Source organism: Micromonospora sp. C97 (assembly GCF_018070385.1).
Taxonomy (GTDB): domain Bacteria; phylum Actinomycetota; class Actinomycetes; order Mycobacteriales; family Micromonosporaceae; genus Micromonospora; species Micromonospora parva.
Window position 1 is genome coordinate 1 of record NZ_JAGPXU010000043.1, and the last position, 14845, is coordinate 14845.

Below are 14845 nucleotides of genomic sequence, written 5' to 3' on the forward strand. Positions count from 1 at the left end.
GGGGGGGGGGCGGTCAACCCGCCCCCCCCCACCCCACTGTCAGCGTCGTCTGTCATGGTCGATCACGCGCTGCTCGCCTCGGAACGCGACGCCGATGTCTTCGGGCTCGACGAGTCGCGGGTGCTGCGCCGCTACCGCCGGGGCGGGGAGACCGCCCCGGAGGCGGAGGTGATGGCGTACGTCGCGACGGCCGGTTACCCGGTGCCCTTGGCTGGCAGGTGCTGCTCTCCATGGTGCTCACCGGCGCGGGCATCGGCCTGGCGTTCGCCGCGATGTCCAACGCTTCTGGGTGTGCGCGGGCGTCGCCGTCCTGGCCGTCTTCGCGGCACTCGCTCTGCCGTCGGCGCGTCGCCGCCACGAACAGGCCGTCGCCGCCGGTGTCGACGATCTTCCGCCCGAGCCGGTCGAACTGCACCTGCCGCGCCGGCACCAGTAAACAGTTGGCTGACAGTCGACTGACCCCCGCAGGCCGTGTCCACCTTCTGGTGGGCACGGCCCGCGCGGTTGCCGTCGGCTCACGCTGCCGGCGCGGCCAGTCGGAGTTGCCAGCGGGTGCCCTGGCTGGTGAGCCGGACGATCGCCAGCGGCTCCACGTCCACCTGCCGGTAGGCGGCCGTCGGCAGGCCGAGGGCGTGCACCACCGCGACCCGGATCACCAGCGGGTGGGTGACGGCGACGATGCGTCGACCGACGTCGCGCTGCCCGTCCAGCCAACGACCGACCCGGTCCCGCACCGCCGTGACGGACTCGCCGCCGTGCGGCGCGCTGTCCGGTGCGGACAGCCAGTCGCGCAGCGCCCGCTGCCGCGTGCCGGCGATCTCCTCGAGCGAACGGCCGGACCAGTCGCCGTAGTCACAGTCGGCCAACGCCGCCTCGATCGTCGGCAGCAGACCGAGGGCGTCGGCGGTCTGCCGGGCCGCCGCCGCCGGGCTGGACAGGCAGGTGTCGGTCACGCCGAGGTGCCCACGCCGCTCCGGGCCGACCTGGGCGAGAGCGGCCCGCAGGCCGCCCTCGTCCAGGCCGTCGTCGGCGCCGCCGAAGCGGGCGCGGCGCAGCGCGGCGGTGTGACCGTGGGCGACCAGCCGAAGGCTGGTCGCCCTCACGTGCCCGGCAGCGCGGTGGCGGCCCGGCGACGCCGCTCGTGGTGCATCAGGGCCGCGAAGAGCAGGCCGATGCCGGTCCAGAGCACGACCTGGGTGCCGAGCGAGGCCAACCGGAAGTTCCACAGCAGGGTCGCGGGGAAGGTCGACGGAACCTCCTCGAAGGACGGCATCACCACGTACGCCACTGCCGTGACCAGCAGGAATCCCCCCACTGCCGCAGCGGCGCGCAGCCACGGCGGGGCCTGCGCGCCGACCGACCGGTAGCCCAGCGAGCCGGCCCACACGGCCACCAGGCCGAGCACCACCATCAACAGGTAGGTGACGGTCCGTTGGTTGATGGTGGCCGGGTCGCCGACCGCCGGTGGGTTCGCCGGGTACTTGAGGAACGGCACGATCACCACACCGAGCAGCGCCGCGCCGGCCAGCAGCAGACCCGACCGCCCGTCGTCCTCGGCGCGCCGCCGACGGGACAGCAGAACGTACGCCGTGGCCAGCAGGCCACCCATCGCGGCCCCGAACAGGCCGGTGGCCAGGAACAGACCGCCGCGCTGACCCGTCCGGCTGACCAGGGCTTCCCCGTGATCGTGGGCACCCGCCGCGGGCTCGGCGTGCGTCGCGGCCTCCTCGATCGCGATGGCCGCCTCGACGTGTGGCTCGCCGGCCACGTACGCGAACCCCCCGGCGAGCAGGCCGGCGATCAGACCGGCGAGCAGCCCGCGGACGAGGACGGCGAGGAACGGGGGAGTGGTGGTGGGGGTCAGTGGCACGGGACGCCCAGCAGGTGCCGGCCGTCGTGCATCAGCTCGTGCAGGTACGTCCCGCTGCGCGACACCGCTCCCTGGTCGAAGGCGACGAGGTAGGTCAGCAGGGCGAGCACGACAACGGTTGCCAGGGCCGTCCACAGCAGACGGGTACTGCCGGCGGGGTGCACCACCGGCTGGCTGGACGCGGAGCTGGACATGAATACACGAACCTCCCCGGGGATGACGCGTCCCCATCGCAAGGCTGCGGACGACCGAGCGTCCTGGCTCGCGGCCCCCGTCGGGGAACCGCTCACAGTGGCGCGACCGCGCCGGATTCACACCGGCTTCCCTCGCGTCGCCGCAGATAGTGGCTCGACGGTATCGGTGCGGCCTCGGACGGTCAACCCGGACCCCGGGCACCGACGACGTCCGCCCACCGTGGTGTCGATGGGTCCGAGAGGTAGCGGCGGGCAGCGGGATTCGTCAGACCAAAAGACGACAGTGTCGGTAGCCGGCCGCGCCGCGCGTTCCGCCATCTATGAACAGTCTGTTACCGCTAACATGGTCAACCTGCCAGATCGGTGGTGTCTCCGGGTTGACCCGGTGGGGTTCGATCAGTGGCTGGGGCGGGGTGTGGGGTGGACGTGACGGCGCCGGGACGGGTCCGATGACGACGGGCGGGCTCGCGCGACAACCCGGCATCGTCGACGCGCACCACCGCCTCTGGGTCCGGGCGCGGCACCCGCAGCAGTGGATCGATCCGCACACCATGGCCGCTATCGACGGCGACTTCACGCCGGTCGAACTCGCCCCGGCGGCTCGGGCCGCCGGGGTGACGCAGACAGTGGTCGTGCAGTCCGTCGCCGTCCGGTCGGAGACTCCCGAGCTGCTCGGCATCGCGGCCGACGACCCCCTCGTCGCCGGGGTCGTCGGCTGGGTCGACCTCACCGCTGCCGACGTCGGTCGTCGCCTCGACCGGCTACGCCGGGCGCGCGGCGGTGAACGGCTGGTCGGCATCCGCCACCTGGTCCAGTCCGAACCCGACCCGATCTATCTCGACCGTCCCGAGGTGCGGCGGGGTGTCGCCGCGGTCGGTGCCGCCGGTCTCGCGTTCGACCTCCTGGTGCGTCCGCACCAGCTGCCGGCGGCCACCCGGCTCGTCCGCGACCTGCCGCAGGTGCGGTTCGTCCTCGACCACCTCGGCAAGCCCTCGCTCGGGCGGGCCGACCTCGGTGACTGGCGCCGCGACCTGCGGGCGCTGGCGGCCGAGCCCAACACGACGGCGAAGCTCTCCGGCCTGGTGACCGAGGTGGAGGGTGGTTCCTGGACGGCCGCCGACCTGCGGCCCGCCGTCGAGCACGCGCTCGACGTGTTCGGGCCGGACCGGCTGATGTTCGGCTCGGACTGGCCGGTGTGCCTGCTCGTCACCTCGTACGTCCGCTGGGTCGCGGTCCTCGGCGACCTGTTGGCCCCGCTGTCCGACGACGAGCGGGCGGCGATCTGGCAGTGGACCGCCTCCCGGGTGTACCGGTTGCCCCCGTCCTGAGCGGGCAGTGGCCGCCGAGCTGGCGACATAGTGTGTTATCGATAACATGCTAACGGCGGCGGCCGATTTCCGGTGGTCTGATGTATGCCTCCGGTGGTGCAGGTAACGATGGCAAAACATGCCCGTAAGACCTTGGCAACATACGTGAATGCGTGGCAAGGTAACGCCTGATCGTGGGAAACATCCGACCTATCTCTGAGGTCGTGCGGGCGCCTGGCCGCACTGACAGCTGAGCGGGTTGGTCGCTCACAGGCGTTCGGCTCGTCGGCGGGGTCCTCGTCGGGTGCTGGCGCCACGCTTGGGGAGGTCAGGTCCGACGATGAGTAGCGTCGAGGCAACCGCCGGCACGCAGCGCGGCGAGCTCAGCGACTGGTTTCGCGAACGCATTTCCCACGCCGTCTCCGAGTTCACCGCCGCCACCGCGTTGGTCGTCCTGTTCATCGCCCTGACCTTCGCGAGCCCCTACTTCCTGACTGCTGACAACCTCTTCAACATCGGGGCGCAGACGGCGGTGATCGCCATCATCGCCACGGCCCAGACGATGGTCATCATCACGAAGGGCATCGACCTGTCCGTCGGGTCGGTCGCCGCGCTCGCCGGCGTGGTGGGCGCGATGGTCGTGCGTGACCTCGGCTTCTCGATCTGGGCGGCCACGGCGGTCGCGATCGGCGTCGGCGCGCTGGCCGGGCTGTTGAACGGGCTGCTGGTGACGGTGGCCCGGATCCCGCCGTTCATCGCGACGTTGGGAACGATGTCCGTGGGCCGCGGCCTCGTCTTCATCATCACCGGAGCGGTCGGCGTCTACGGCCTGCCCCGATCCTTCCAACTGCTCGGCAACGGGGAGATCCTCGGGATTCCGTTCGCCGTGGTGATCACCATCCTGGTCGCGGTCGGGGTCGCCTTCCTGCTCTCCCAGACCCGCTTCGGTCAGTACACGTACGCGATGGGCTCCAATCTGGAGGCGGCCCGCCGCTCCGGCATCCGGGTGGGGCGGCAGCTGACCGGGGTGTACGTGCTGGCGGGTGTGCTGGTCGGGCTGGGCGGCATGATCGCCGCGTCCCGGGTCAACTCCGGCCAGCCCAACTACGGCATCTCGCTGGAGCTCGACGTCATCGCCGCCGCGGTCATCGGCGGAGCCAGCCTGTTCGGCGGGCAGGGCCGGATCGTCGGGACCATCATCGGCGCGTTCCTCATCGCCCTGGTCCGCAACGGCGCCGTCCTGCTCGACATCAGCATCCACTACCAGCAGGTGATCGTCGGTCTGATCATCTGGGCCGCCGTCTACTTCGACCAGTACCGCCGCCGGCGGCTGGAATCACGGGGTTGACATGCCATTTCGAGAGTCCGAACGAGGAAGGACACACACCATGGCACACACCACCACCAGCCGGCGGACGCGAGGACCACTCCTGCGCGCGCAGGCGATCCTGGCCGTGGCCGCGGCGACCGCTCTGCTCAGCGCCTGCGGCGGGGTCGAGGTCCGCGACGGCGGTGACGGCGCGACCAAGGACGCGAGCGGTCCGTTGAAGCTCGCCGTCGTACCCAAGGCGGTCGGGGCCGACTACTGGAACACGGTCAAGGCGGGCGCGGAGTGCGCCGCGCAGCGCGCGGGGGACGTCACCGTCCAGTGGGACGGGGTGACCACCGAGACCGACGTCGAGGGCCAGGTCAACCTGATCCAGAACTTCGTCACCAAGAAGGTCGACGGCATCGTCTACGCGGCGACCGACTCCAGCGCGCTGGCACCGGTGACCGACAAGGCGCTCGCCGCCAACATCCCGGTCACCATGATCGACTCCGGCACCAGCCCGCAACCGCCGAGTGTGCCCCTCTTCGCCACCGACAACCGGGCGTCGGCCACCGAGGCGGCGAAGCTGCTCGCCACCGAACTCGGCCCCGGCAACCACGAGGTGGCGCTCGTCGAGTTCCAGCCCGGGTCGCAGACCAACACCGAGCGGGTCGACGGCTTCAAGGCCGGCCTGGCCCAGTACCCCAACCTGAAGCTGGTCGGCCAGCAGCCGAGCAAGAGCGACGTCAACGAGGCCCGCCGGGTCACCGAGAACATCCTCACCGCCAACCCCAAACTGGCTGGCGTCTTCGCCGCCAACGAGCCGAGCGTGCTCGGCGCCGCGCAGGCCATCCAGGCGGCCGGCAAGTCCGGCAAGGTGGTCATCATCGGCTGGGACGCGGCCCCGGACGAGATCGCCGGGGTGCGCAACGGCCAGATCTCGGCGCTGGTCGTGCAGAACCCGTTCAAGATGGGCTACTTCGGCGTCGACAAGATGGTCAAGCACCTCCGGGACAAGGCGCCGCTGGCGTCGGCCGACACCGGCGTCACGTTCGTCACCAAGGAGAACATCGACTCGGCGGAGATCAAGGCGGTGCTCGAGCCCAGCTGCGCCAACCCGCCGGTGCAGTGATGGGAGGCATTCCCACGGCCACCGCCGACAACGCCCAGCAACCCACCGACGAGGAACCGCCGGTCCTCGAGGCCCGCGGCATCGTCAAGCGGTTCGGGCACGTCGAGGCGTTGCGGGGGGCCGACTTCACCGTCCGCCGGGGCGAGGTCGTCGCGTTGATCGGTGACAACGGTGCCGGAAAGAGCACCCTGATCAAGACCCTGTCCGGTGTGCATCCGCCGGACGAGGGCGAGATCCTGATCGGCGGCCGTCCCGTCCGGTTCTCCACCCCGGTCGATGCCCGCCGGGCCGGGGTGGAGACCGTCTACCAGGATCTCGCCGTCGCCGACGACCTGAGCGTGGCCGCCAACCTGTATCTCGGCCGGGAGATCCTGCGCTCCGGGCCGCTCGGTCGGCTCGGCCTGCTGGACAAGCGCGCCATGCGGCAGGGTGCCGCCGCCGCCCTCGACGAACTGGGCGTACGGATTCCCCGGGTGACCACCCCGATCGCCATGCTCTCCGGTGGGCAGCGGCAGTGCGTGGCGGTCGCCCGCGCCATCATCTGGGCGACCAACGTGGTCATCCTCGACGAGCCCACCGCGGCGCTGGGCGTGGTCCAGACCGGGCGGGTGCTCGACGTGGTCCGGCGAGCCCGCGACGCCGGCATGTCGGTGGTGCTGGTGAGCCACAACATGCCGCAGGTGCTCGACATCGCCGACCGTGTCGAGGTGCTGCGCCTCGGTCAGCGGGCCGCCCAGCTGCGCGCCGACGAGGTCACCACCGACGACCTGGTCGCGGCGATGACCGGCAGCACCAGTGTGGATCGGCGTGAGCGGTGACGGCGGCCGTGCGCCGGGGTGCGCGCGGTCGCACCCGTTGGGCGGGCTGGGCCGCCGGCGGGTCGCCGCTGCGGCTGAGCCCGCTGGGCTTCGGTGCCGCGCAGGGCGGCAACCTGTACCGGGCGACGTCGGATGAGCAGTTCGCCGCCGCAGTGGACACCGCCTGGGCGGGCGGCATCCGGTACTTCGACACGGCGCCGCACTACGGGCTGGGCCTGTCGGAGCGGCGGTTGGGTGCCGCCCTGCGCTCCCGCCCGCGCGACGAGTACGTGGTGTCGACGAAGGTCGGCCGGCTGCTCGTGCCGTCACCGGAGGCGGCGCACCGACGGGACCCGGAGGGTTTCGACGTTCCGGCCGATCATCGCCGGGTCTGGGACTTCAGCCGCGACGGCGTGCGCCGTTCGTTGGAGGCGAGCCTTCGGCGCACCGGCCTGGACCGGATCGACGTGGTGTATCTGCATGATCCGGACGAGCACTGGAAGCAGGCCGCGTACAAGGCGGTTCCGGCGTTGGTGGAGCTGCGCGAGCAGGGCGTGATCGGTGCCGTCGGTGCCGGCATGAACCAGTCCGCGATGCTGGCCCGGTTCGTGGCGGAGACCGACGTGGACGTGGTGATGTGCGCCGGCCGGTACACGCTGCTGGAGCAGGGCGCGTTGACCGACCTGCTGCCCGCCGCGCAGGAACGCCACGTCGATGTGGTGGTCGCCGGGGTCTACAACTCCGGGTTGCTGGCCCGGGACATGCCGCCGACCGACGCCGTCTACGACTACCGGCAGGCGCCGGCGGAGGTGATCGACCAGGCCCGTCGGATAGCGCGGGTCTGCCAGGCGTACGGCGTCACGTTGCCCCAGGCGGCGTTGGCGTTCGTCCGTCGCCACCCGGCCGTGGTGTCGACGGTGGTCGGCATGCGTGACGAGGCCCAGGTGACCGAGACCCTGCGCCGAGCCGACGTCGACGTCCCCGATCAGCTCTGGGCGGCCCTGTACGACGAAGGGCTGCTCGACGTGCAGTCGTGAGCGGTCACGAGCGGGCCGTCTCGATGTTCGCGTCGGCGTCGTCGGGCAACCCCTGCAACGACTCCTCCACACCGATCAGGTGGTTGGCCATCCGGGTGCGGGCCCGCTCCGGGTCGCGCGCCACGAGGGCCTTCAGGATCGCCACATGTTCGTCGTGGGTCCGCAGGTCCGCGCCCTCCTCGTGCAGGCTGCGCCAGAGCCGGCCGCGGATCGTGCGCCCGGCGAAGGCCTCGATCAGGCCGACGAGCACCGGATTCTCGGCGTGCACCGCGATGATCCGGTGGAAGGCGATGTCGATCTCCATGATCCGCTCGTGGTCCTGCGGCGACTGGCCGACCAGCCGGGCCGCCTCGTCGAGCAGGTCCCCCGCCTGAGCCAACGCCTCGTCGGTGATCCTGGTGGCCGCCAAGCGGGCGGCCTCGCACTCCAGCAGTCGCCGGACGGTGTGGATGTGCCGCGGGTCGCCCTGGCCCTGGAAGTCGACCACGAAACCCATCGGGGCCAGCAGTTGCGGGGCGTCGAGGTTGGTGACGTAGGTGCCGTCGCCCTGGCGGATGTTGACGATGCCGAGGATCGACAGCGCGGACATCCCCTCGCGCAGCGAGCCCCGTGAGACGCCGAGCGACTCGGCGAGGTCCTTCTCGACGGGCAGCCGGTCACCGGGCCTGAACTGCCCTTCGAGGATCATCCGTTTGATGCCGTTGACCACTTCGTCTGTGCGAGACATGCTTCCCCTAGCGGCCGACGGGGGTGGCCTGTCCACCCGCGATCACGTACGCCTCCGGAGATGACACGGTAGTCGGGTCTGCCGCGGCCCAGTAGTGGCCGTCGGGAAACCGGTAGAGCGTGACCGACTCCTGACGCATCCGGGTGGAGTAGCCGGGCTGGCTGGGCAGGACGTATCCGCTTCCCGAGCCGGTGTCACGGATGATGCACGGGTCGGTGAAGTGTTCGTGCAGGTGGTCGACGAACTCGGTGACCCGGTTGGTGAGATCCCCCGAGATCGCCACGTAGTCGAGCACCGAGACGTGTTGGACCATCTCGCACAGCCCGACTCCGCCGGCGTGGGGGCACACCGGGATGTCGAACTTCGCGGCGAGCAGCAGCACGGCGACGATCTCGTTGATGCTGGCCAACCTGCCGGTGTCGAGCTGGCAGAAATCGATGGCCTCGGCCTGGAACAGCTGCTTGAACATCACCCGGTTGTGGCAGTGCTCGCCGGTGGCCACGCCGATCGGAGCGACGGCACGGCGGACGGCGGCGTGGCCGAGGATGTCGTCGGGGCTGGTCGGCTCCTCGATCCAGAGCGGCTTGAACCGGGCGAGGGCGCTGACCCACTCGATGGCCTGGCCGACATCCCACACCTGGTTGGCGTCGATCATCAGGTTGCGGTCCGGGCCGAGGATCTCCCGGGCGATCGCGCAGCGGCGGATGTCGTCGTCGAGGTTGGCGCCGACCTTGAGCTTGACGTAGCCGTAGCCGCTGTCCACCGCCTCCTGGCACAGCCGGCGCAGCTTGTCGTCGCCGTAGCCGAGCCAGCCCGCCGAGGTGGTGTAGGCGGGGTAGCCGGTCCGGTCGAGTTCGGCGAGGCGGGCGGCCTTCGTGCTCTCCTTGGCGCGCAGGATGGCCAGCGCCTCGTCCCGGGTCAGGGCGTCGGAGAGGTAGCGCAGGTCCGCGATGTCGACGAGTTGCTCGGGGGACATGTCGACGAGCAGTCGCCACAGTGGCTTGTCGGCGACCCGGGCGGCCAGGTCCCACGACGCGTTCAGCACGGCCGCCAGCGACAGGTGGACGACGCCCTTCTCGGGGCCGAGCCAGCGCAGCTGCGAGTCGGAGGTCAGGAGGCGGTAGACAGCGCCCATGTCCGCCGCCATCGTCGCCACGTCCAGGCCCACGAGGCGCTGTGCCTGGTGGACCGCCGCCGCCGCGACGATGTCGTTGCCACGGCCGATGGTGAAGGTCAGCCCGTGCCCCGCGAGCGGCGCGCCCGCGCCGTCGACGCCGTCGGTGTGCAGCACGACGTAGGCCGCCGAGTAGTCGCCGTCCTTGTTCATGGCGTCTGACCCGTCAGCGGTCAGGGAGGTGGGGAAGCGGACGTCCTCGACGGTGACGGCAGTGATCTGCGGCATGCGCTCCTCGCCCGGCTAGGCTAAAGATCAGATGATCACTGGGAGTATACGGACGGCTCGTTGAGCGCGTCAACGTTGTCGATCACTAGGGACACCCAGACATATGATGTTTGTGTCGGCTGTCGACCCACTGGCCACTGTCGACACCGGCGCGGAGAATGGTGCCTCCGTTGCCGGCGCCCTGCGGCGTGGCGCGCGCGGTCCGGGTGGTGACGGTGGTCACCGCGCTGGCCGCCGACACGCCCGAAACCGACATGTGGGGTGTGACAACGGCTCCGTCCCTATATATGGTGTCGAGCGCAGCTGGTTCGGCCGCTCATCCGGCGCGGTCGAGGCAACAGGGAACCCGGTGGAAATCCGGGACTGTCCCGCAGCGGTGAGTGGGAACGACCGCCGTCATCAGCACTGGGCCACCCATCGGCCTGGGAAGCGACGGCCACTAGGAGACCGGCGAGCCCGGTAGTGCCCGCGAGTCCGAAGACCTGCCAGCGCGCCGCGTACCCGAACCCGGGTGCGCGGCGGTCCGAGGCCGCGTGGGACGGCTGACGCCACCTGATCCCACGCCGCGCCGGCGTGGCGTCCGTCGGTGTCTGTCTCCTCGCGTCCGGGCCACCAGGTCTCGAACTCCGAGGAGCGAGTGGTGACAGTCACCCAGGTAGTCCCGGCCGGCGCCGACACGCCCGCGCGGCGGACGCCCATGCGGGTCCGCAAGCGCGACGGCGCGACCGAACCCGTGGACGTGAACAAGATCGTCCGGGCGGTGGAGCGGTGGGCCGACGACCTGACCGACGTCGACCCGATGCGGGTGGCCACCCGCACCATCAGCGGCCTCTACGACGGCGCCACCACCGCCGAACTGGACCGGCTCTCCATCCAGACCGCCGCTGAGATGATCGGTGAGGAGCCGCAGTACTCCCGCCTTGCCGCGCGGCTGCTGGCCGGCTACGTCGACAAGGAGGTACGCCGGCAGGGCATCACCTCGTTCAGCGCGGCGATCCGGGTCAGCCACGCCGAGGGTCTGATCGGTGACGACACCGCCGTGTTCGTCGCCGCACACGCCACGACCCTCGATGCCGCCGTCGACCCGGACGGCGACCGCCGGTTCGAGTACTTCGGCCTGCGCACCGTGTACGACAGGTACCTGCTGCGCCACCCCACCAGCCGACTGGTGCTGGAGACCCCGCAGTACTGGCTGCTGCGGGTGGCCTGCGGCCTGTCCCGTACGGCGGACGAGGCGGTCGGCTTCTACCGACTGATGTCCAGCCTGGCCTACCTGCCCAGCTCACCGACCCTGTTCAACTCCGGGACCCGGCACACCCAGATGTCCTCCTGCTACCTGGTCGACTCCCCGCTCGACGAGTTGGACTCGATCTACGCCCGGTACGCCCAGGTCGCCAACCTGTCCAAGTTCGCCGGTGGCATCGGCATCGCGTACTCCCGGGTCCGCTCCCGCGGCGCGCTGATCCGGGGCACCAACGGGCAGTCCAACGGGATCGTGCCGTGGCTGCGCACCCTGGACGCGAGCGTGGCGGCGGTCAACCAGGGCGGCCGGCGCAAGGGCGCGGCCTGCGTCTACCTGGAGCCGTGGCACCCGGACATCGAGGAGTTCCTGCACCTGCGGGACAACACCGGCGAGGATGCCCGGCGCACCCACAACCTGAACCTGGCCAACTGGATCCCGGACGAGTTCATGCGCCGGGTCGAGGCCGACGAGGTGTGGTCGCTGTTCGACCCGCACGAGGTGCCCGAGCTGCCCGACCTGTGGGGGGAGCGGTTCGACGCCGCGTACCGGGAGGCCGAGGCGCAGGGCCGGTACGTGCGGCAGGTCCCGGCGCGGGAGCTGTACGGCACGATGATGCGCACCCTGGCCCAGACCGGCAACGGCTGGATGACCTTCAAGGACGCGTCGAACCGGCTGTGCAACCAGACCGCCGAGCCGGGCAACGTGGTGCACCTGTCCAACCTCTGCACCGAGATCGTCGAGGTGTCCAGCGACGCCGAGACCGCCGTGTGCAACCTGGGCTCGGTGAACCTCGCCGCCCACCTCGGCGACGGCGGCATCGACTGGGAGCGGCTGCGCGCCACGGTGCGGACCGCGGTGACCTTCCTCGACCGGGTCATCGACATCAACTACTACCCGACCGCGCAGGCGGCGGCGAGCAACCCCCGCTGGCGGCCGGTCGGGCTCGGGCTGATGGGCCTGCAGGACGTCTTCTTCGCACTGCGGCTGCCCTTCGACTCGCCGGCCGCCCGGGAACTGTCCACCCGGATCAGCGAGGAGCTGTACCTGACCGCGCTGGAGACCTCCGCCGACCTGGCCCGCGACTTCGGCGCGCACCCGGCGTACCCGCAGACCCGGGCCGCGCGGGGCCAGCTCCAGCCCGACCTGTGGGGTGTCGAGGGTACGCAGACGGCCCGCTGGGATGCCCTGCGCGAGCGGGTCGAGGCGCACGGGCTGCGTAACTCACTGCTGGTGGCGGTCGCGCCGACCGCGACCATCGCCTCGATCGCCGGGTGCTACGAGTGCATCGAGCCGCAGGTGTCCAACCTGTTCAAGCGCGAAACCCTGTCGGGGGAGTTCCTCCAGGTCAACACCGCTCTGGTACGCGAGCTGAAGGCCCGCGGTCTGTGGACCGAGCGGATCCGTTCGGCGATCAAGCGGGCCGAGGGGTCGGTGCAGGACATCGCCGAGCTGCCGGCTGGCGTACGGGAGTTGTTCCGCACCGCGTGGGAGCTGCCGCAGCGGGCGTTGATCGACCTGGCCGCCGCCCGCGCCCCGTTCATCGACCAGTCCCAGTCGCTGAACCTGTTTCTGGCCGCACCGACCATCGGCAAGCTCTCCTCGATGTACCTGTACGCCTGGAAGGCCGGCCTGAAGACCACGTACTACCTGCGCTCGCGCCCCGCCACCCGGATCCAGCAGGCCACCGTCGGCGCTGTCTCGCCCGTCGCCGTCGACGCGGAGGCGTTGGCCTGCTCGCTGGAGAACCCCGAGTCGTGCGAGGCCTGCCAGTGAACCCCGCCGACGCCACCACCACCGATACGAGGACCACGCACATGCTGCTCGACCCCGGGATGGACCTCACCCTGCGCCCGATGCGCTACCCGCACTTCTTCGACCGGTTCCGCGACGCCATCCGCAACACCTGGACCGTGGAGGAGGTCGACCTGCACGCCGACCTCGCCGACCTGGACAAACTGTCGCCGGCCGAACGGCACCTGGTCAGCCGCCTGGTGGCGTTCTTCGCCACCGGCGACACGATCGTCGCCAACAACCTGGTGCTCAACCTCTACCAGCACGTCAACAGCCCCGAGGGCCGCCTCTACCTGTCCCGGCAGCTGTTCGAGGAGGCGGTGCACGTCCAGTTCTACCTCAACCTGCTCGACACGTACGTGCCCGACGAGACCGAACGTTTCGAGGCCTTCGCGGCGATCGAGAACATCCCCTCGATCCGGCGCAAGGCCGAGTTCTGCTTCCGCTGGATCGACTCGCTGGGCGACCTGCGGGAGCTGCGGACCCGCGACGACCGGCGGACGTTCCTGCTGAACCTGATCTGCTTCGCCGCCTGCATCGAAGGGTTGTTCTTCTACGGCGCGTTCGCCTACGTCTACTTCCTGCGCTCGCGCGGCCTGTTGCACGGCCTCGCCTCCGGCACCAACTGGGTGTTCCGCGACGAGTCCATGCACATGGCGTTCGCGTTCGACGTCGTCGACACCGTCCGTGCCGAGGAGCCGGACCTGTTCGACGACGACCTCGCCGACCAGGTCCGGCAGATGCTCACCGAGGCCGTCGAGTGTGAGGTGCAGTTCGCCGAGGACCTGTTGGGTCGCGGCGTGCCCGGTCTGACCCTGGCCGACATGCGGGAGTATCTCCAGCACGTCGCCGACCGCCGCCTCGCCCAGCTCGGCATCCCGGCGCACTACGGGTCGAGCAACCCGTTCGCCTTCATGGAGTTGCAGGACGTGCAGGAGCTGTCCAACTTCTTCGAGCGGCGGGTGTCGGCGTACCAGGTCGGGGTGAGCGGCACCGTCGCCTTCGACGACGACTTCTAGGCGGCAACCGATCCGGGGGCCTGGCGTCGCTTGGTGAGCCACCGCATCACGTGCAGGGGGTGCGACGCCGGGTCCTGGATCGGGTGGAAGACGTGTTCGACAACGCCGTCGGCAATGATCAACGTCAGCCGCTCGTAGAGTGTCATGTCGCCAGCGGTACGGGTCGGCAGGCGCAGCGCGGCGGCCAGGGTCAGCCTCGGGTCGGGGATCAGCGGGTAGGGCAGCCGCAGCCGGTGCGCGAGTTCCCGCTGGTAGCCGGTCGACTGCGCGGACAGTCCGTACACCCGGGCGGCGCCGGCGGCGCGCAGCTCCGCGTGGTGGTCGCGGAACCAGGCGGCCTGCTCGGTGCTGCCCCGGGCGCCGTGGATCTCCAACAGCCCGTTGGGCAGGTCGACGCCCGGTCGCCCGGTCAGCGGGTAGACGAAGATGACGGTGCGTCCGGCGCCGAGCGCGCCAAGGTCGACCGGGCGGCCGTCGGTGCCGTAGAAGGACAGCTGTGGCATCGTGGCGCCGACCAGCCCGGTGGGGTCGGCGCCCTCCACCTGACTGCCGGGTACGACCTGGGTCGCGGCGGCGTCGAGGCGCGCGTCCAACGCGTCGCGCTGGGCGGTCAACCTGCCGATCCGTTCCTGCAGGTTGGTGATGGTGCTGCGGTACGTGGCCACCGCCGCCGCGCACACGTCGGTGTCGTCGGCACCACCGGCGATCGACTCGACGAACGGGCGGGTCTCCTCGACGGTCAGGCCGAGCGCCATCAGCTCGCGGATCTGGGCGACCAGCCGCACCGCGATCGGGTCGTACTCCCGGTAGCCGTTGCTCAACCGCCGGGGCACGACCAGCCCGGCCGACTCGTAGTACCGCAGTGCCCGGACCGTGGTTCCGGTCCGTCGTGCCAACTCACCCACCCGCATCCCGCGACCCTAAACCCGCACCCCGGGGTACGGGTCAACGTGTCCATCGTCGCGGTGTCAGGGCCGCCGTTTCCTGCCAGTCTGGCGGTGAAACAGCAGCTTGAGC

Annotated in this window: 14 protein-coding genes and 2 riboswitches; of the genes, 8 read left to right on the forward strand and 6 right to left on the reverse strand. The window is 70.7% G+C overall.

What is annotated here, in order from left to right; translation table 11 throughout:
- Window positions 1-289: 289 nt before the first annotated feature.
- Window positions 290-436, forward strand: a complete 147-nt coding sequence (locus tag KBX26_RS30950; protein WP_247681273.1) for a hypothetical protein — start codon at window positions 290-292, stop codon at window positions 434-436.
- A 79-nt stretch (window positions 437-515) separates the two neighbouring features.
- Here KBX26_RS30950 and KBX26_RS30955 read toward each other — a convergent pair whose 3' ends face one another.
- Genes KBX26_RS30955 through KBX26_RS30965 form a run of 3 tightly spaced genes read right to left on the reverse strand, consistent with a single transcriptional unit; the run spans window position 516 to window position 2064 of the window.
- Window positions 516-1103, reverse strand: a complete 588-nt coding sequence (locus KBX26_RS30955) for a histidine phosphatase family protein (RefSeq protein WP_210867032.1) — start codon at window positions 1101-1103, stop codon at window positions 516-518.
- Window positions 1100-1870 carry a CbtA family protein gene (locus KBX26_RS30960; protein ID WP_210867033.1) on the reverse strand — a complete coding sequence of 257 codons (771 nt, stop codon included), beginning with the start codon at window positions 1868-1870 and terminating at the stop codon, window positions 1100-1102. Before KBX26_RS30960 ends, KBX26_RS30955 begins: the two co-directional genes overlap by 4 nt.
- Window positions 1861-2064 (reverse strand): CbtB domain-containing protein, encoded by a 204-nt coding sequence (locus tag KBX26_RS30965; RefSeq protein WP_030336294.1) that lies wholly within the window; start codon window positions 2062-2064, stop codon window positions 1861-1863. Before KBX26_RS30965 ends, KBX26_RS30960 begins: the two co-directional genes overlap by 10 nt.
- A 58-nt stretch (window positions 2065-2122) precedes the next feature.
- A riboswitch (cobalamin riboswitch) is annotated at window positions 2123-2195 on the reverse strand.
- Window positions 2196-2513: 318 nt separating this feature from the next.
- Between KBX26_RS30965 and KBX26_RS30970 the strand changes: the two genes are divergently transcribed.
- The 5 genes from KBX26_RS30970 (at window position 2514) to KBX26_RS30990 (ending at window position 7646) form a co-directional block, all read left to right on the forward strand.
- Window positions 2514-3392 (forward strand): amidohydrolase, encoded by an 879-nt coding sequence (locus KBX26_RS30970; RefSeq protein WP_210867034.1) that lies wholly within the window; start codon window positions 2514-2516, stop codon window positions 3390-3392.
- A gap of 319 nt (window positions 3393-3711) precedes the next feature.
- The gene (locus tag KBX26_RS30975) at window positions 3712-4719 is read left to right on the forward strand and encodes an ABC transporter permease (protein ID WP_030336298.1); all 1008 of its coding nucleotides are present in this window, start codon (window positions 3712-3714) and stop codon (window positions 4717-4719) included.
- Window positions 4720-4759: 40 nt separating this feature from the next.
- The gene (locus KBX26_RS30980) at window positions 4760-5812 is read left to right on the forward strand and encodes an ABC transporter substrate-binding protein (protein WP_081884008.1); all 1053 of its coding nucleotides are present in this window, start codon (window positions 4760-4762) and stop codon (window positions 5810-5812) included.
- Window positions 5812-6630 carry an ATP-binding cassette domain-containing protein gene (locus KBX26_RS30985; RefSeq protein WP_247681274.1) on the forward strand — a complete coding sequence of 273 codons (819 nt, stop codon included), beginning with the start codon at window positions 5812-5814 and terminating at the stop codon, window positions 6628-6630. The genes KBX26_RS30980 and KBX26_RS30985 overlap by 1 nt, the downstream gene beginning before the upstream one ends.
- Complete coding sequence (locus KBX26_RS30990) at window positions 6627-7646, forward strand: aldo/keto reductase (RefSeq protein WP_167337340.1); 1020 nt, start codon at window positions 6627-6629, stop codon at window positions 7644-7646. The genes KBX26_RS30985 and KBX26_RS30990 overlap by 4 nt, the downstream gene beginning before the upstream one ends.
- 4 nt (window positions 7647-7650) lie before the next feature.
- On the opposite strand, the gene KBX26_RS30995 is transcribed toward KBX26_RS30990, so the two are convergent.
- Both KBX26_RS30995 and KBX26_RS31000 read right to left on the reverse strand, forming a co-directional pair.
- Window positions 7651-8373, reverse strand: a complete 723-nt coding sequence (locus KBX26_RS30995; RefSeq protein WP_030336306.1) for a FadR/GntR family transcriptional regulator — start codon at window positions 8371-8373, stop codon at window positions 7651-7653.
- Window positions 8374-8380: 7 nt separating this feature from the next.
- Window positions 8381-9775 carry an enolase C-terminal domain-like protein gene (locus KBX26_RS31000; RefSeq protein ID WP_030336307.1) on the reverse strand — a complete coding sequence of 465 codons (1395 nt, stop codon included), beginning with the start codon at window positions 9773-9775 and terminating at the stop codon, window positions 8381-8383.
- 287 nt (window positions 9776-10062) lie between these two features.
- Window positions 10063-10280, forward strand: a riboswitch (cobalamin riboswitch).
- Between the two features lie 192 nt (window positions 10281-10472).
- On the opposite strand from KBX26_RS31000, the gene KBX26_RS31005 reads away from it, so the two are divergent.
- Window positions 10473-12791 (forward strand): ribonucleoside-diphosphate reductase subunit alpha, encoded by a 2319-nt coding sequence (locus KBX26_RS31005; protein WP_247681280.1) that lies wholly within the window; start codon window positions 10473-10475, stop codon window positions 12789-12791.
- 41 nt (window positions 12792-12832) lie between these two features.
- Complete coding sequence (locus tag KBX26_RS31010) at window positions 12833-13828, forward strand: ribonucleotide-diphosphate reductase subunit beta (RefSeq protein WP_210867035.1); 996 nt, start codon at window positions 12833-12835, stop codon at window positions 13826-13828.
- Here KBX26_RS31010 and KBX26_RS31015 read toward each other — a convergent pair.
- Window positions 13825-14739, reverse strand: coding sequence for a MerR family transcriptional regulator (locus KBX26_RS31015; protein ID WP_210857555.1), 915 nt, complete (start codon window positions 14737-14739; stop codon window positions 13825-13827). The genes KBX26_RS31010 and KBX26_RS31015 overlap by 4 nt on opposite strands.
- Window positions 14740-14845: the final 106 nt, after the last annotated feature.